Source organism: Mycobacteroides sp. H001, from assembly GCF_001440005.1.
Classification (GTDB): domain Bacteria; phylum Actinomycetota; class Actinomycetes; order Mycobacteriales; family Mycobacteriaceae; genus Mycobacterium; species Mycobacterium gwanakae.
Window position 1 is genome coordinate 100,140 of the sequence record NZ_LJYH01000024.1, and the last position, 17,076, is coordinate 117,215.

The 17,076-nt window shown below is 64.6% G+C and carries 16 protein-coding genes; 6 read left to right on the forward strand and 10 right to left on the reverse strand.

Going from position 1 to position 17,076, the window contains the following annotated elements; genetic code table 11:
- Position 1: 1 nt before the first annotated feature.
- Positions 2 to 1,168, forward strand: a complete 1,167-nt coding sequence (locus tag AOT83_RS06960) for a hypothetical protein (protein ID WP_057964600.1) — start codon at positions 2 to 4, stop codon at positions 1,166 to 1,168.
- 38 nt (positions 1,169 to 1,206) lie between these two features.
- Positions 1,207 to 1,617 carry a WhiB family transcriptional regulator gene (locus AOT83_RS28415; RefSeq protein WP_078284751.1) on the forward strand — a complete coding sequence of 137 codons (411 nt, stop codon included), beginning with the start codon at positions 1,207 to 1,209 and terminating at the stop codon, positions 1,615 to 1,617.
- Here the strand turns inward: AOT83_RS28415 and AOT83_RS06965 are convergent.
- The 4 genes from AOT83_RS06965 to AOT83_RS06980 form a co-directional block, all read right to left on the reverse strand.
- The gene (locus AOT83_RS06965) at positions 1,607 to 3,553 is read right to left on the reverse strand and encodes a YhgE/Pip domain-containing protein (protein WP_057964601.1); all 1,947 of its coding nucleotides are present in this window, start codon (positions 3,551 to 3,553) and stop codon (positions 1,607 to 1,609) included. The two genes, AOT83_RS28415 and AOT83_RS06965, sit on opposite strands and share 11 nt — an antisense overlap.
- Positions 3,554 to 3,556: 3 nt before the next feature.
- A complete protein-coding gene (locus tag AOT83_RS06970) occupies positions 3,557 to 4,297 on the reverse strand; it encodes a hypothetical protein (protein WP_030097594.1) in 741 nt (246 codons plus the stop codon).
- Positions 4,298 to 4,428: 131 nt separating this feature from the next.
- Complete coding sequence (locus tag AOT83_RS06975) at positions 4,429 to 5,103, reverse strand: nitroreductase family protein (protein WP_030097593.1); 675 nt, start codon at positions 5,101 to 5,103, stop codon at positions 4,429 to 4,431.
- 28 nt (positions 5,104 to 5,131) lie between these two features.
- Complete coding sequence (locus AOT83_RS06980; RefSeq protein WP_057964602.1) at positions 5,132 to 6,118, reverse strand: aldo/keto reductase; 987 nt, start codon at positions 6,116 to 6,118, stop codon at positions 5,132 to 5,134.
- A 101-nt stretch (positions 6,119 to 6,219) separates the two neighbouring features.
- On the opposite strand from AOT83_RS06980, the gene AOT83_RS06985 reads away from it, so the two are divergent.
- A complete protein-coding gene (locus AOT83_RS06985) occupies positions 6,220 to 7,053 on the forward strand; it encodes a helix-turn-helix transcriptional regulator (protein WP_057964603.1) in 834 nt (277 codons plus the stop codon).
- Between the two features lie 146 nt (positions 7,054 to 7,199).
- On the opposite strand, the gene AOT83_RS06990 is transcribed toward AOT83_RS06985, so the two are convergent.
- Together AOT83_RS06990 and AOT83_RS06995 are read right to left on the reverse strand one after the other, a co-directional pair.
- The gene (locus AOT83_RS06990) at positions 7,200 to 7,571 is read right to left on the reverse strand and encodes an ATPase (RefSeq protein ID WP_232783271.1); all 372 of its coding nucleotides are present in this window, start codon (positions 7,569 to 7,571) and stop codon (positions 7,200 to 7,202) included.
- 26 nt (positions 7,572 to 7,597) lie between these two features.
- A complete protein-coding gene (locus AOT83_RS06995) occupies positions 7,598 to 8,443 on the reverse strand; it encodes a patatin-like phospholipase family protein (RefSeq protein ID WP_057964604.1) in 846 nt (281 codons plus the stop codon).
- 154 nt (positions 8,444 to 8,597) lie between these two features.
- On the opposite strand from AOT83_RS06995, the gene AOT83_RS07000 reads away from it, so the two are divergent.
- Together AOT83_RS07000 and AOT83_RS07005 are read left to right on the forward strand one after the other, a co-directional pair.
- Entirely contained in the window at positions 8,598 to 9,653 is a 1,056-nt protein-coding gene (locus tag AOT83_RS07000; RefSeq protein ID WP_057964605.1) for an NAD(P)-dependent oxidoreductase, read from the forward strand.
- 21 nt (positions 9,654 to 9,674) lie between these two features.
- Positions 9,675 to 10,298 carry an MBL fold metallo-hydrolase gene (locus tag AOT83_RS07005; protein ID WP_057964606.1) on the forward strand — a complete coding sequence of 208 codons (624 nt, stop codon included), beginning with the start codon at positions 9,675 to 9,677 and terminating at the stop codon, positions 10,296 to 10,298.
- Here the strand turns inward: AOT83_RS07005 and AOT83_RS07010 are convergent.
- A complete protein-coding gene (locus AOT83_RS07010; protein WP_057964607.1) occupies positions 10,295 to 11,254 on the reverse strand; it encodes a DJ-1/PfpI family protein in 960 nt (319 codons plus the stop codon). The two genes, AOT83_RS07005 and AOT83_RS07010, sit on opposite strands and share 4 nt — an antisense overlap.
- 151 nt (positions 11,255 to 11,405) lie before the next feature.
- Between AOT83_RS07010 and AOT83_RS07015 the strand changes: the two genes are divergently transcribed.
- Positions 11,406 to 12,041 (forward strand): HD domain-containing protein, encoded by a 636-nt coding sequence (locus AOT83_RS07015; protein ID WP_057964608.1) that lies wholly within the window; start codon positions 11,406 to 11,408, stop codon positions 12,039 to 12,041.
- A gap of 10 nt (positions 12,042 to 12,051) precedes the next feature.
- On the opposite strand, the gene AOT83_RS07020 is transcribed toward AOT83_RS07015, so the two are convergent.
- From AOT83_RS07020 to AOT83_RS07030, 3 genes are all read right to left on the reverse strand, one after another.
- On the reverse strand, positions 12,052 to 13,389 hold the full coding sequence (locus AOT83_RS07020) for an HNH endonuclease signature motif containing protein (RefSeq protein WP_057964609.1): 1,338 nt from the start codon (positions 13,387 to 13,389) through the stop codon (positions 12,052 to 12,054).
- A 92-nt stretch (positions 13,390 to 13,481) separates the two neighbouring features.
- Positions 13,482 to 15,425, reverse strand: a complete 1,944-nt coding sequence (locus tag AOT83_RS07025; protein WP_057964610.1) for a thiamine pyrophosphate-binding protein — start codon at positions 15,423 to 15,425, stop codon at positions 13,482 to 13,484.
- Positions 15,422 to 17,050 carry a glutamate synthase-related protein gene (locus tag AOT83_RS07030; protein WP_057964611.1) on the reverse strand — a complete coding sequence of 543 codons (1,629 nt, stop codon included), beginning with the start codon at positions 17,048 to 17,050 and terminating at the stop codon, positions 15,422 to 15,424. Before AOT83_RS07030 ends, AOT83_RS07025 begins: the two co-directional genes overlap by 4 nt.
- Positions 17,051 to 17,076: the final 26 nt, after the last annotated feature.

Genomic DNA, 17,076 nt, shown 5'->3' on the forward strand with positions numbered 1-17,076 from the left:
CGTGTCTGATCTGTGTGCCCCCACATTCGCCGATCTGGCAGCGCGCCTGGGATTCTCGTGCGACACCGCGGGAGGGATCGTCGCCTTCCGCAGTCCGTTCTCACTGGAGAACTGGACGCTGCCGATCCTGGAGCTGACCGTAATCGCTGGGGCGGTGTTGGCGCTGGTCTACGCGATCATTCGGCTCCGCCGCCACAACGATCCAACAAACATCGTCGTGTGGTTCGGAGCGATCGCATACCTGCTGATCATCGAACCGCCGCTGTACTTCCCCGGGCCGTTCGGTATCAGCGAGCACGTGGACACGATGTTCGCGCACAACGTTTTTACTGTCGACTTCTTGTGGGGCCGGTTGCCCCTGTACATCATCGCCATCTACCCGATGATGGCCACCGTAGCCTTCGAGATCGTCAGGACACTGGGCGTCTTCCGCCGCTACGGCGTCCTGATCGGAGCAGCTTGCGTCGGTACGGTGCACCACGCGTTCTATGAGGTATTCGACCACCTCGGCCCGCAATTGCGCTGGTGGGAATGGACTCTGGACAATCCGCTGAACAAGCCATTCTTCGACTCGGTCCCGATGGGCAGCGTGGTCGTCTTTGCCGCACTGTGGCCGATGTCGCTGGCGTTCTGCGCCCAGTTGTTCGTGGGTCGGCATGTGGACGCCGGACGATCCTTCACGGGCGGTCAGATCATCTGGCGCACGGTGGTTATCGGCGTGCTGGCATCGATCGGTACCGCGGTCTTACCGCTGCCGGCAACCATCGCCGGTGCGGTATCGGGCAGCACCACCGTGGTGGGTGTCATCTATGTCCTGGAGCTGATCGCCGTCGTGGCAGTGGCGGTGCCTGTGCTGATCAGACAGTGGCGCGGTGTTCGGCGCGCCGGCGCGGACGGTTACACCACGCATCCGGCCATCCTGATCTATGCGGGGTTCTACCTGGTGGTGATGACGGTGCTGTGGGTGACGGCGCTGCCCGGCTACTTCGGGGCGGACCATGGCGTGACCGGCGCCGGCGATCCGATCGGCAGTCTTTGGTATGCCGCGATTTGTTTGGGCACCGCGGCGGCGAGCACAATCGCCGCCTGGACTGTCGCCACACCTGCCCGCCGAGATGGATTGGCGCAGCGGACGCGCACAGTAGCGATTGGCGCCGGCGAATCCTAGAGCCAGTCGGGACAATTCCGCGGCGCACATTGTCCAAACTGGCTATCGCATTCCGGCGGTCAGGGGCTCCAGACTCGGTGGATGCGGATGGCATCGACGCGCCGGAATGCTTTCGGGCGGTTTGGGGCACGGCCGTGACACGACCAAAGTTTCGCGGCCTGGAACCGGGTTTGGATGAATTGGAGTGGCAGGTCAAAGCGGTCTGTCGTGGAATGTCGACGGATATCTTCTACTACGCCGAAACTCAGCGTGGAGCCTTGCGAAAGCAATACGAGGTGCAGGCGAAACAGATCTGCAACGAGTGTCCGGTACGCAGGCCGTGCGCGGCATACGCCATGAGAACCGATGAACCACACGGTGTTTGGGGTGCGATGACAACGCGAGAGCGCCGAGTGGCCATGTCACGTTCGCGACGCAAGGCCACCACGGTGGAGCGTGCTACATCTTGATCGACGGCAGCAGCCGCGTCAGATTCCAGAGTTGATTACGCCGGGCCGACAGGCTGGTGATCAGGAGCCCGCCCAGTGCGATACAGAGCAGTGTGATCACCGACTGCCACAACCTGCCATCGATGCCGCCCAGAATCAGTTGACGTAGTCCGTCGACGCCGTAGGTCATCGGATCGTATTTGTGCAGCACTTGGAAGGGTCTCGAGGTGGTCTCCACCGGATACATGCCGCCCGCGCTGACCAGCTGCAACATGAGTAGGGCCATGAGCAGCACCCGCCCGACAGCCGGACCCACCAGCGCGTTGATAGCCTGGGTAGCGGCAACGAACGCGAATGAGACCAGCACCATAAACGCGAGCATCGCGACGGGGTGCGCGGCGTGCATTCCGAGCGCGAATCGCACCACGCAGTACAGGATGATCGCCTGGAAGATTCCGATGGTGGCGGCGGGCAGATAGCTGGAGAGGGCCACCCGAATCGGCAGAACCTCCGCCGCAATCGCACGAGTCTGCAAGGGCCGCAATATCATCCACAGCACCAATGCGCCGAAGAACAACGCCAGCGTGACGAAGAACGGCGCCATGCCGGTCCCGAAGTTGGGTGCGGCGTTCTCATGCGAGGTCTCCAGATGCACCGGACCGCCGATGGTGTCGGCGATGGCGTCCTTCTGCTGGGCACTCCAGTTGGGCACCTGCTTGGCGCCTTCGGCGAGCTTGGTCGCCAGTTCGGCCGAGCCGGAACGCAGCTGTGCGGTACCCGATTTCAGTTGTTGCGCACCGTCGTCCATTTGGGCGATACCACTGGACAGTTGCGCGTTCCCGGTGGCCAGCTGCTGCGCGCCGTTACGCAGCTGGGTGAGCTTGTTGGTGAGTTCCTGGCCCTTGCCGCCGACCTGATCGAGCGCAGACTTCAGCGGGCTGCCGGGTCCGCGCAGCGTCTCGGTCATTGCGATCGAGGCGTTCTCCGCGTCGGTCAGCTGCTGGCGAACCTGGGGTGTGAACTGATGCTCGCGTAACTGATCCTGTATCCCGCGCAACGTGTTCGCCGCCGGGTCCTGGCGTCCGGCCAGCTGGTCGATCACCGGGGTGAGTGCGTTGGCGGCGCTGTCCTGCGCCTTGGCGATGCCGTCGATCTGATCATTGGCCTGCCGGAGCGCGTCGGTGCCCTGCTGAAGCTTGTCGGTGCTGCCGCCGATGTTCGCGACCGCCTTGCTGACGGTCAGCAGGGGATCGGTTGCCTGGTTGATGCCGTCGGAGAGCTGCTTGGCGCCGGTGGCCAGTTGTGCTGATCCGGGTCGGGCCGTGTGCAGCCCGTTGGCGAGCTGCCCGGCACCGTCGTCGACCTTGGCCGCGCCGTCTGCGAGTTTCTGGGCGCCGTCGGCGGCCTGCTGGATACCCGCGCCGGAGGAGACCACGACGGACAGAACCTGATTGACGGCCTGGCCGGATATGCGGGTCGAGACGGCATTGAGCACCTGGTCGATTGCGGTGCGGCCGATGCTCGAGGAGATGTAATTGTTGGCATCGTTGTAAACGGCGACCAGATTGGCCTGCTTGGGCTGACCGGTCAGTGGCGAGGCGATGGCCTCACTGAAATCGGGCGGTAGCTCCAACATGAAGTAGTACTTGCCGTGGTCAACTCCGGCACGCGCCTCATCGAGATTCAGGACATGCCAGTCCATGCTCCCGTCAGCGGTGAGGCTCTTGGAGATCTCCTCGCCGATGTTCACCTGCTGGCCGGAAACAGTGGCGCCCTTGTCGGCGTTGACGAGGGCCACGGGCATCTTGTTGACGTGACCGAAGGGGTCCCAGTAGGCCCACAGATACAGCGCGCCGTATACCAGCGGCAGCAGCATGAGGACCACGATCGCGGCGCGGGTCATTCGGCTGCGGCCGAAACGCTTTATTTCTGAACCAAATGCGAGTCCAGCGAGCATGGGCTAGTCCCTCCCGGTGAGGATGCGATGGTCGTGCAAGTCGTGGATGGGCGCGTCGATACCCAGGGGGTTGGTCACCCCGACAACGATGGTGCGGTTCGCGGCGAGCGCACCGAGTCGTTCGACGGCCGTGGCCCGGCGGGAGTTGTCGCGGACCTGTTCCAGGTCGCCGATGACCAGGATGGGCCGGTCGGAGAGCAATGCCAGCGTGATCCGCAGCAGGAACAGGTCGAGGTCGGAGAGTTCGACGATGTACGTGCCCGCCGAAGGGGTGGGAAGCTCACCGAATACTTCGGCCAGTTTGTCGCGTCCGGTGTCGGCAGGGACCCGCGAGAACCACGGTGCCAGCCAGCGCACCTGCTCGGCGAGAACAGTCTGCACCGTCACGGTCTCTTCGAGCTCATCGATATCGGCGAAAGCAGCGATGGCACAGTGTCGGCGGATCGCCCGCGGATCGCTGTCACCCATCACGGTGACCGTGCCGTGGCTGGGCTTGAGTCGCCCGGCCAGCGCCAGTAGCAGTGTGTGCTGTCCGGGTCCACCGGGCATCTGAATGGCGTGGAACCCCGAGGTGAGTTCCAGGTCGATATCGGAGAAGAGCGGTCCATGTTCACCGTCCACGCCCAGTCCCTTGGTGGTGATCAGGGCCGAAGCACTCTCCGGGGGAGCGTCCTCTCCCGGCTCCTCGGGTAGCGCGGTATCCGATTCATCCGATGTGGTGTCCGGCTCGTCCTGTGCGTTCACGGGTTGCTCGTTTCAGATCGCTGACTGGCACGTCCATTCGATCAAACATCAGGTTGCCCGGGGAAATCAGTGTGATCTCGAATATTCGTGTGGCCGTGAGTGACATTCGCGGGCTCCTGCGGGCTACCCGATCAGCTGTGCTCGGGGCGATAGGGATCGCCGTCGAACCGTTCGAGGGTGACGAATTCCTCGATGGCGTTGCGTCGCAGCCTGGTCAGCTGCTTGATCGGCTTGCCGATGGGTAACACCGCGGCCACCGCATACGTTTCGGGAATACCCAATAGCTCACGTACTTTCGGCTCCTGTGCGACTGCCATGGTGGTGAGCGTTCCGCCGAAGCCTTCTGCTCGCGCGGCCAGCAGGATGTTCCATGCCAGCGGGTAGACCGATGCTCCGCTGATGACTCCGACGCGATTGAGCTCCTGATCCGTCGCGGCGACAAGCCGCAGGTCTACGCACACGACGAGGACGACTGACGCGGTGCGCAGCGTTTCGGCTACCGACGCGGGAACGGTGGTCGCATCGATGGTTTCCTGATCAACCTGCGTGGGGGTTACCGGATTCCACGGCGATTCTCCGGCCATGATCTGCGCGAAGTAGCGGCGTGCTCCTGGCTGCGCCGCGGCGATGAGGCCTTCACGGGTCTGCTGGTCCCGGACCACGATGACGTGACCGGCCTGCCGGTTTCCTCCGCTGGGTGCGAACCGGGCATTTTCCAGAATGCGGTCTAATACCTTGTCGGACAGAGGTTCTCCGGTGAACTCACGTGCCGCGAACGTGGTGCGCATGACGTCGTAAAGCTCCATGGCGTCACTCTAGTCAGCGCGTGGCGGCTCACCGTTCGGAGTCGAGCACCGCCATCTGTGCTGCGGGGTAGCGGTCGCCGGCTACCTGTGCTGCGGGCACCGCGACTTCGATCCGATCCAGTTGATCGACCGTCAGCTCGAGAGTTGCCGCTCCCAGGGCTTCGGCCAGCCGGGTGCGGGTACGCGCGCCCACCAGCGGCACGATGTCGGCGCCGCGTGACCCCACCCAGGCGATCGCCGCTTGGGCCACCGTGACGTCAAGTTCCTGCGCTACCGAACGCAACGCCTCGACCAATGCCAGGTTGCGGTCCAGGTTGTCCTCGGCGAACCGGGGGCTCGCTTTTCGGAAATCGCCTTGCCCACCACTGGATTTAGTCCAATGGCCGCTGATCAGTCCGCGGGCCAACACACCGTACGCGGTGACGCCGATTCCCAGCTCACGGCAGGTGTTCAAGATGTTGTTCTCGACACCGCGGGATACAAGGGAGTACTCGATCTGGAGGTCGTTGATGGGCCGGACTGCGGCTGCTCGGCGGATGGTCTCCGAGCCGACTTCCGATAATCCGATTCGACGCACGTATCCGGCATCGACGAGTTCACCGATTGCACCGATCGTGTCCTCGATAGGCACGGCCGGATCCAGCCGTGCGGGGCGGTAGATGTCGATGTGGTCAGTGCCCAGGCGCTGCAGCGAGTAGGCGACGGCGGCCTTCACTGCACAGGGACGCGCGTCGAACCCCGCCCAGGAGGTATCGGGCCCGAGTTGTGCGCCGAACTTCACGCTGAGCTGGTACTGGTCCCGGGGCACTGAGCGCAGCGCCTCGGCGATCAGCAGTTCGTTGTGTCCCATGCCGTAGAAGTCGGCGGTGTCGAGCAGAGTGATTCCGGCGTCGAGAGCGGCGTGCACGGTCGCAGTGGCCTCGTCGCGATCCGATACCCCGTACGCGCCCGACATGGCCATGCAGCCGAGGCCAAGCGCGGAAGTGGTCAGGGTGCCGATTGTCTTGGTCATCATGCTTGCCAGTGTTGGCCGGATCAGGCAGAACAACCACGGTGCGTCGAGCCAGGGACTGCCAGTCCCTGGCTGGCGCGCCGTTACCCGGCAACAATAGGGCGATGGATCGAGAGTCGCTGGCGGACTTCCTGCGCCGTCGCCGCGAGGCGGTGCAACCCGCGGAGGTCGGGTTGCCGGCCGGCTCACGCCGTCGGACTGCGGGCTTGCGGCGTGAGGAAGTAGCGCAGCTTACGGGGATGTCGGTCGACTACTACGGCAGGCTGGAACAGGCCCGCAGCGCCCAACCGTCCGAGCAGATGCTGCGTGCTCTCGCGCGAACCCTGCGTCTCACCGATGACGAGACCGATCATCTGTACCGGCTTGCCGGACATACGGCTCCGGACCGTGCCTGCGCCGCGTTGCATGTGCGTCCGGCGCTGCTCTTCGTGCTCGATCAGTTGCGAGATGCCGCCGCGTTGGTCTGCTCGGACACAGGGATCATGTTGGCGCAGAACGAGCTTTCGAAGCTGCTCTCGGGTGACCTCGTTACCGGAGAGGCCGGGTTGCAGTCCAGTCTGATCTGGCAGTGGTTTACCGATCCCCGGATACGTGAGCTGGCGCCGGAGGAGGATCACGAGGAGCATGGCCGCACGTTGGTGGCCGACTTACGCGCGGCCTGGGGGCGCAGGCGCGCCGACGCCGACATGCGTGAACTTGTCGAGAGCCTGCTGCAGCGCAGCCCCGAATTCGCCGGACTGTGGGAGCGGCACGAGGTAGCCGCACGGCGCATGCAGCGCAAGACATTTCTGACCCGGGTCGGCGCGATCACGCTGGACTGTGAGGTCCTCGCGACGGCAGATGGCCAGCAGTTAGTGGTACTCACCCCGCCCGCCGGGTCGTCGGCATTAGAGAGCCTGCGCCTGCTCGCCGTGGTCGGGGAGCAGACTCTGGATTAAGGACGCCGCTATTCGACGAGCGACTGCGTGCCGAGCACTATCGCCAGCGCAAGACATTCGGCGTCCTCGGTTCCGGGTTCGGCCGTCGACCGGGCTCGTGAGACCCGGTTATGGGACGCTACCGCCGAGCTTCTGGGGGCACGTCGTTAATCGCCGGAACGTGGCGGACTCAGCCGCCGCTTGATCTCGTTCTGGAACGACGCGAGGACGCCGCGCACGGCGGATTCGGTGACGGTAACCGGCGTGAGCACGGATTCCGCGAGCCCGACGATTCGCTCGATGCGCGTCATGACGTTCTCCATGCGCTCGACGACGAGCATCATGCGCGGTGTGAGCTCGCCGATGACGCCAAGTGTGTCGTTCATGTCGATGAGAACGGCTGACATGTCGGTGAGCACGGTGTCGAGCTGCTCGACGGTGACGTCCGCGTTGAGTGCCGCGCGGGCCAGTTTCTGGATCCGCTCACGCCCGCTGCGGGAAGCGGGCGAGCCCTTCTCTGGGGTGTCGTCGAGCACCACGCGGTCAGTATTGCAGCTCGGTGTGCTCAGTCGTGCTGATGTTCCAGCAGATCCGCCTGATTGATCTTGAATCTCGGCATGAGTAGCCATCGGAGGGTCTGCGCGCGTGCACGGTCGATGAGCTCACCGGAATGCGAGAAGTCAATCGGTGAGATACGGACGGGACACAGCGGCGGAACCACCCGCAGGTCGACGGTTCCCTCGAATCGGGCCACGTCCACGGCCAGGCGTTGGTTGATGGCCAGCGTGGTGGCGTGCAATGCCATGGCCAGCGCGCCTTTCGGAGCTTCGCGAAGAGCACATGAGTATCCGGTGGGTAGCACCCAGATCTCGTCGGCGCCTAGCGAAACAGCGTGGGAGAGAGGGGTGTTGTTCACGACGCCGCCGTCGATGTAGTCCCGCCCGTCGATAGTCACCGGCGGCAGCACGGCGGGGATAGCGGCACTGGCGGCAATCGCGTCGATCGGATTCCCGCGCGACAGCAGAATGTCTTTGCCGGTGAGCACGTCCGTCGCGACTACGTGCAAGGGAATGGGCGCGTCCTCGAGCCGGTGAAACTCCAGGTTTTCTCGCAATAACCGGCGCAGGCCCGAATCCGAAACCAGGCTGCGCCGGCGACCGACAAACCCCAGGAACCCCGTGTACAGGTTGGTGGGAAAGACGTCACCGCGTGAGAGTGAACGCCACAGATCGGCGAGTGCGTTCACGCCGGCCATCTCGGAGCGAGCGGCCAGCCAGCCGCCGTTCAGGGCGCCCACGGACGTGCCGACGATCAGGTCAGGAGTGACACCCGCCTCCGTCAGCGCCTGCAGCATGCCGACTTGTATCGACCCGAGGCTGGCGCCACCGGACAACACAAACGCTGTTGTCATGGTCCAACACTAACGATCCGCCGGAGCGCCGGGCCGTCGCATGGCCATTCTGGACAGGTGTCCGGTTTTCGGCAATAGTGGGTGCGGTAGGTCGCATATATGGCCTCGGCCGCAAGCATTTAGGGGCTGGACACTTGTCTATTTGGAGGTTGGCGTGACCGGTGATCGTGTTCTGGTGACCGGCGCGTTCGGCCTGGTGGGGTCCGCTGTTGTGGATGTCCTCGCGGCACGGGGTTACGCCGTGGCCGCCACTGATCTGCGCACACCGGCGAACCTGCGGAGCGCGGAGCGTCTGCCATCCGGAGTGCAGGTGCACTGGGCTGACCTGACATCCGTCGCCGAGGTCACGGCATTGATCGAATCCGTAGCGCCCGCGGCGGTTGTTCACCTCGCGGCTCTGATTCCGCCGTTCTGTTACGCGAATCGGGCGTTGGCGCAGGCAGTCAACGTCGAGGCGACGGGGCATCTGGTGGCCGCCGCCGCGGGGCTCGCATCGGCACCGCGCTTCATTCTGGCCTCCAGCGTCGCGGTATACGGCACCCGAAACCCGCATCGTGACAGGGGGCTGCTCACCGCTCAGACGCCGGTCAACCCGAGTGATCTCTACGGCGCCAACAAGGTTGCCGCCGAGAAGCTGGTGACTTCGTCGGCACTTGAATGGGTTGTGCTACGGCTCGGCGGAGTCTTGACGTCGGCGCCTCGGTGGAGCATTGATCCCAACTTGCTGCGGTTTGAAGCGGTGCTTCCGTCGGACGGCCGGATCCAGACCGTCGATGTGCGCGATGTTGCACAGGCCTTTTGCGCCGCGGTATCGACGAGCCAGGTACGCGAGGTCTTCCTGATCGGCGGCGACAGCTCTCATCGCACCACGCAGTCAGCCGTTGCATCCGAAACGGCGGCCGCGATGGGGCTTGTCGGCGGCGTTCCGGCGGGACGCCCGGGCGATCCCGGCGATGATCGGAGCTGGTTCGTCACCGATTGGATGGATACCGAACGTTCTCAACAAGTCCTTGACTTCCAGCGACATTCGCTACCCGTGATGCATGCTCAGACGAGTGCCGCGGTGGGGTGGCGGCGCGCACCCTTGCGATTGGTAGCGCCCATAGTGTGGGCCGCGCTCAAATCCCAGTCGCCGTACCGCGGGATGGGTGGGCATTTCGCCGATCCATGGCGTGCGATCGATCGGTGCTGGGGCGATCCGCAATACTGAAACCATGCGAAAGGTCGACGGATGAGTGGCATTGAGCGGGTCGTGACCCGCGGAACCTTCGAACTCGATGGTGGCAGTTGGGAAGTCGATAACAACATCTGGATCGTTGGCGAGGGCGACGATGTGGTGGTCTTCGACGCCGCCCATTCGGCGGAGCCGATCGTCGAGGCGGTCGCCGGGCGCAATGTTGTGGCGGTGGTGTGTACCCATGGCCACAACGACCACATCACCGTCGCTCCTGAGTTGAGTCACACGCTGGACGCGCCGGTGCTTTTACATCCGGCTGACGACGTGCTGTGGCGAATGACTCATCCGGACAAGGATTTCCGTGCGGTAGAGGACGACATGGTGCTTGCCGTCGGCGGACTGGAACTGCATGCCCTGCACACGCCGGGTCATTCGCCGGGCTCGGTATGTTGGTATTCGCCCGAGCTGCGGGCCGTGTTCTCGGGCGACACCCTGTTCCAGGGCGGGCCGGGCGCCACCGGGCGGTCGTTCTCCGATTTCCCGACGATCTTGCGGTCCATTTCTGGGCGTCTTGGTCCACTTCCCGCCGATACGGTGGTCTACACCGGTCATGGCGATACGACCACCATCGGTGACGAGATCGTGCACTACGACGATTGGGTGGCGCGCGGGCACTAGCGTGCGGTGGTCAGGAACCGGTTGCGGTAGGCCTTCGGTGAGACTCCCAGCTCGCTGACGAATACCCGCCGCAGCGTCTCCGGGCTGCCGAACCCAGCGATTCGTGCGGCTTCGGCGACGGTGCTGCCTGCATCTAAGGCGCCGCGGGCCGCATCGATTCGGGCGAGTTCCACGTATCGCGCTGGCGTAGTGCCTAATTCGGTGTGGAAGAGCCGGGTGAGCTGGCGGGTGCTCAGCGCCGCCCGCGCGGCCAACTTGTTGACACTGTGATCGTCGGCAGGGTCGGCGGCGATAGCGTCGGTTACCGGACGCAGCGCCGAGCCTGCAGGCGGCGCCGACTCCACGAAGACCGAGAACTGGGACTGTCCGCCCGCGCGTTTGAGATAGACGACCAGTGACCGCGCCACCTCGCGCACGATGTCTGATCCGTAGTCGTCCTCGACGAGCGCCAGCGCCAGGTCGATACCCGCGGACACCCCGGCCGAGGTGTAAACATGTGCATCCCTGACGAAGATCGCGTCAGGCTCGACGGTGATGTTCGGAAACGCCCGCTGCAGCAACCCGGTATGACGCCAATGCGTGGTGGCGCGACGATGGTCGAGGACACCGGCCGGTGCGAGCAGGAAGGCGCCCGTACAGATGGACGCGATACGCCGGCACCGCGCGGACATTCGGGCCAGGGCATCCACGAGTGCGGGATCCACTGGGCGCCCGACCAGCACATCCCCGCCCGCCACCAATACGGTGTCCGTGGACTCGATGGAGTCGATTGTCGCGGTCACCGAGAACGGTGACCCGATGGATGTCGCCACGTCCTGCCCGTCGACCGAGGCCACCACCAGCCGGTAGTTCGCGCCGAATCGGTTGGCCTCGGCGAACACCTCGGCGGGACCGGCCAGGTCCAGCAGCTTCATGCCGTCGAACACAACGATGGTGATGAGCCGCTCATCGGACATGACCACAGGATGGCAGATGCGCGGCTGCGCACATGTCCGGATCTGTGGGATCGACGGCGGCTGTGCATCTCCCACTGTCGAGTGTCTGCGCCAGAAACTCGTAGGTGACCGAGTTCGGCCGGACTAGTTCCGCCAGACATGAGGAGATGCCATGACCGAGATTGCCGGAGTCGAGATCCCGGATACCCCGCTGGTCCGCGAGATCACCGAGTACATCCGCGACACCGAGGACGATCTGCTGTTTCACCACTCCCGCCGGGTGTATCTGCTGGGTGCGTTGCAGGGTCAGCGTCGCGGTGTGAAACCCGATCCGGAGATGCTGTACGCCGGTGCGATGTTTCATGACATCGGCCTTACCGAGAGGTTCCGGGACTCGCAGCTGCGCTTCGAGGTGGACGGCGCGAACGCGGCCCGTGACTTCCTGACCGAACGCGGGGTAGGCGCCCAGGAGGCACAGAACGTGTGGCTGGCGATCGCGCTGCACACCACGCCCGGGATTACCGAGTTCTTGAGCCCGGAGGTGGCCCTCGTTACCGCTGGGGTTGAAACCGACGTGGTCGGTATAGCACGGGATGCGCTGTCTGCCAAAGATTTAGATGCGGTAACCGCCGCGCATCCGCGGCCCGACTTCAAGAACAGGATTCTGAACGCCTTCTTCGAGGGCAATAGGCACCGGCCGGACAGTACGTTCGGCAACATGAATGCCGATGTGCTCGCGCATTTCGATCCGTCCTTCGTGCGGGCGGATCTGGTGGAGCTGATCCGGGCCAATAGCTGGCCGGAATAGGTAAAGCGCTCTAGAAGGGTGGCGGATCCTGAGCGGTGAGTGCGGCCAGTGCTGCCTCGCGTTGTAATCGTTCCTTGAAGTTGAGCTTTCGCTCCAACTGGCGCCGACGGTCGCGTTCCTGTTTTCGGGTGCGCAGGCGGGTAAGGGCGGGGAATAGGAAGCGGCTGGCAGGAGTGGTGACATAGGTGTGCCCCGTCGGGGCCTTCCAGTGCACGGTGCCGTCGGGCTCCTGCATCTCGGTCCAGCCGCCGAAGGTCTTGAGGAGATGGTGCTTGCGGCACAACGCTTTCAGATTGGTGCCGGTGGTGGGACCACCGGTGGCCCACGGCACGGTGTGGTCGGTGTCCGTCCGGTCGGCGGCGCACTCGCAGCCGGGGAATCGGCAGAGCTGGTCGCGGGATCGCACGAAAGCCACAAGCCCTTCGGATGGGCGGTATCCGGTGCTGTGGGAATCGCCAAGTGTCCGAGTGCGGGCGCCGGAGGCCACGGTGCGCGCCTGCTCGGCGGCAAGCATCCCGAAGCCTGGGACATGGGCGGGTACATCGTCTAGACCGTCGAGGGTGGATTGGTTGACGACCACGTTGACGACGACCGCGACATCGGCGATATCGCGTCCAGCACAGTCGGGACGTCCACAGGTGCAACGCATCTGATTAAGACCCCGCGTCAGCGCACCGACCGCATCGGCACGGCGCTGGGCTTTCGTGCGTGGATCTGCTGGGCACACGGTGTCGGCCAGAAGATCGAGTCGCCTGTCCAGCGCGACGGCGTGGGTGGCCTGCAGTGTGCCCCAGATCTCGGCGACGGGTTCCCCGGTGTCGGCTGGGCGGATTTCGATATGCCGGCCCTCCTTGGCGGATCTGGTGCGCCGCACGGCATCCTGATCGAAGTGAAGCACTAACGCATCGAGTGCCGCGGTGATGCGTTTGTGTGACCAGCGCGTCCAGCGGGGCAGGGCCCGCGCAATCGCGGCATCCACCTGGGTCACCGCGGCGTCGTTGTCGACGAGTTCGGTCCGATTGACGATCAGTGCGACGGTCCTGAAGTCAAGATCGCCGGCGGCGAAGCGTTCAGCGACTGCTGTGAGGCGGTGCCGCAGAACCTGGGCGTACCGCATCTGGCTGGAAGCCAATGCCTGGGTGATGCCCTGAGCCGCTGCAACTTCGGCGGCAACCCTGTCCCAGCGATCCAGGGGGTGACGGTCACGCACATCGGCCCTGTCGAGGTCAGCGTGCCGGTCGACGAGCACGCCGATGGCATGTAACCGTCGGGCACATGCCTGCGCCTCGGCACGCTGTGCCGAGGTGATCACATCGATCAGGTCGGCGTCTTCCAATGAATCGAACACATTTTCGATTTTAGGGGAATCTGTTGAGCCGCACCGCGTGCTGTGCCCTGGTTGTGGACAAACCGCGGATTGTGGATAACCCAAGGGATTCGCTAGTGCGACCGCGGGTCCGTCAGGATCTCGACTAGGGCAGGCCCAGGATGACTGAGCGCTTCGGCGATCGCCGAATTCAGCTCGGACGCATCGCTCACGCGCCTGCCATACGCTCCGCAGTCGCGGGCGAACTCCGCGAACGACGGATTGTGTAGCGACGTCTGCCACACGGCGTATTCGGAGCTGCGTTGTTCCTCGCTGATCTTGGCCAGCTCGCCGTTGTTGAGCAGGATATGGGTGATATTCATGTCGTACTTCACGGCAGTGGTGAAGTCGGCGAGGTACTGACCGAAACCGCCGTCACCGGTCACCGCGACGATGGGCCGGTCCGGGGCCGCTGCCCAGGCGCCCATGGCGGCGGGAAAACCGAAGCCGATAGAGCCGAGATACCCCGACATGAGCACCGCCTGTGCGGTGGGCTCGAAATAGCGGCCGAACGAGTACGCGTGATTGCCCACATCGACTGTCAGCACCGCATTTTCGGGCGCCAAACCGTTGAGCGCATGGAAGACGGCGGCAGCAGACACCCGTCCATGTGCGGGGGCGGCGGCCCGGCGCGCCTTTTCGGTGCGCCATACCGACCAGCGCTCCGCGAGCTCGGGGCGTTGGTCGACTAGCGCCGGGTTTGTCCGGAGCGCATCGGACAGCGCCGCGGCCGTCACACCAACGTCACCGAGCACGGGTGCCGTGACCGGTCGAAAGCGGCCGAGCGCCAGTGGGTCGGTGTCGACCTGAATGGTCGGCTTGTAGGGCGAGATGCCCGTGTGATTCGAGAACGATGCGCCGAATACCAAGAGCAGATCGGTCTTGTTCATCATCCAAGACGCAACCGGTGTACCCGAGCGGCCCAGTACCCCGCCGGCGAGCGGATGACGGTCGGAGATCTGACCCTTGGCCTTGAAGGTGGTGAGGATCGGGGCGTTCAGCCGCTCGGCCAGCGCGGCGATGGCTGCCATGTCGAATTTCGCACCGGCGCCCACCACGATCACTGGGCGCGTGGCCGATTCGATGAGGCGCAGCGCCGTGTCGAGCGCCGCCGCGGGTGGGCCCACCCGCAGATCCGGCATGCGGCCCTGCGGCCCGGTGGCCGGTTCGTCGGGCGCGGGGAGTACCTGGACCTCGTCGGGGAGCACGAGATGGCCGACACCGCGCTCCAGGATGGCGTGCTTGAGCGCCATCGTCATCAGTTCGGCGTGGTCGGAGCCCGCCCGCACCATCGCCGAATACACGGACACGTCGGCGAAGGCCGCCAGCAAGTCGATGTCCTGGAAGGCGCCCTTACCGGCCACCGATGAATCCACGTTGCCTGAGATGGCTAGCACCGGTGCGCGATCGGCCTTCGCGTCGTACAGCCCCGTCAACAGATTCGTCGAACCTGGGCCGGCGATACCGAAACACGCGGCGGGGCGTCCGGTCAGCTTCCCGTATGCCGAGGCGGCGAAGGCCGCCGCGCCCTCGTGCCTGATGCCGAAGTACCGCAATTTGCCGTCGCCTTCGGCGCGGTGCATCGCCTCGGCGACACCGAGATTCGAGTGCCCGACCATACCGAAGACGGTGTCGACACCCCAGTTGGTCATGGTCTCAATCAGCACGTCGCTGACCGTGCGGACATGAGGAGCCGGCGGCTCAGTGCCCACGTACACGCCGTCCTCGCGCACGTCCACGGGATAGGTCAGCACATCGAAGTCGGGTCCACCGGCTGCCTCGCCGGTGAACGGGTCGAAGTCGAATCCATGCCAGGGACAACGAATCTTGTCGTTCTCCAAGGTGCCTTGGCCCAGCGGACCGCCCTGGTGGGGGCACCGGTTGTCGATGGCACCGAAACGGCCGCGCAGTTTGGTCAAGGCCACGGACTTCAGGCCCACCGGGCAGACCGTCACCTCACCCTCATCCAGCGCATCCTGATCAGCCGCCTTGTGCCAGACCAGTTCCTGTTCGCTCACAGTGGTATCGCTCCTGCGTAGGGGACTGCGCTGAGGTATGCGAAGTCGCGGTCGAATGTGACGAGATCGTCGAGCTCCAGGTCGGCGAGACGGCGATGCCCGCATGCCCTGGCCAGTATCGCCATCAGCTCGACGGTGGACTGCAGGAATCGCTGCAATCGCGCGGCCGCAAGATCGATGGGCAGACGATCACGCAGCGCTGGATTCTGGGTGGCAATGCCGACAGGGCAGGTGTTGGTGTTGCAGGCGCGCATGCCGACACAGCCGATGGCTTGCAGTGCAGCGTTGGACAAACCAATGGCGTGGGCGCCCAGCGCCAGCGCCTTGACCATATCGGCCGGGGTGCGGATGCCGCCGGTCACCGCCAAAGTCACCTCCCGTGCACCGGAGCGATCGAGATGTCGACGCGCGCGAGCCAGAGCCGGAATGGTTGGTACGGAGATGTTGTCGCGAAAGAGAATTGGTGCAGCGCCGGTGCCACCCCCGCGACCGTCGAGAATGATGTAGTCGACGCCGATGGTGAGCGCCGCGTCGATATCGCGCTCGATGTGCTGTGCGCTCATCTTGTAGCCGACCGGGATTCCCCCCGACAACTCGCGCACCTCGTTCGCGCAGTCACGGAACTGGTCCAGGGATGTCCAATCGGGAAAGCGAGACGGTGAGATCGCGGGAGTGCCCGGTGCGAGACCACGGACCTCGGCGATCTTCCCGACGACCTTGTTGCCGGGCAGATGCCCGCCGGTACCGGTCTTGGCACCCTGGCCGCCCTTGAAATGAAAAGCCTGCACCTTCTTGATGTGCTCGAAGCTCCATCCGAATCTGGCGGAGGCCAGCTCGTAGAAGTATCGCGAATTGTGTTGCTGTTCTTCGGGGAGCATGCCTCCTTCACCCGAACAGATTCCCGTTCCGGCGAGCTCGGCGCCTGCGGCCAGCGCGATCTTGGCCTCTTGCGAGAGTGCCCCGAAGCTCATATCACTGACAAACAAGGGGATGTCGAGGGACAGCGGGCGCCGTGCGCCCGGGCCGATCACCGTGCGGGTGTCGACGGGTTCGTCGTCCAGCAGGGGCAGACGAGCCAGCTGGCCGGTCACCAGCTGAATCGAATCCCACGAGGGCAGTTTGTCGCGCGGAACCCCCATCGCCGCCATCGTCCCGTGATGCCCGACCCTGTCGAGCCCGTGCGCGGCGAGCTCGTGGATCTGGGTGACGAAGGGCTCCTCCGCGGTATCAGAAGGTTTGATCCACGCGCCCTGATATCCGTCGTCCTCGTACGACACCGGATGTACCTTCGCGAATGCCGAGACAGCCGATTCATCCACGTAGACAGTGCCGTTGGAGACCCAGGCGGGAAATTTCGTCAGCGCCACCGAAGGATTGACCGGTGAGATACCGCTGTCCACTTCGTAACGCCATCCGTGGACCCCGCAGACCAGGAGGTCACCTTCGAGGTGGCCGTCGGCCATCAGGGCACCGCGGTGTGCGCAGCGCCCGTACAGCGCCGAAACAGCCTCGTCCTGGCGAATCAGAACGATGTCCACGCCGCTCACTCGGGTGGCGTACGGCGCCCCCTCGGGGAGCGCGGACAACTCTGCCACCTGCAGTGCCGCCGTGGGCAGGGTAGTCATGGGTGCACTATGCGTCACCGTGGACA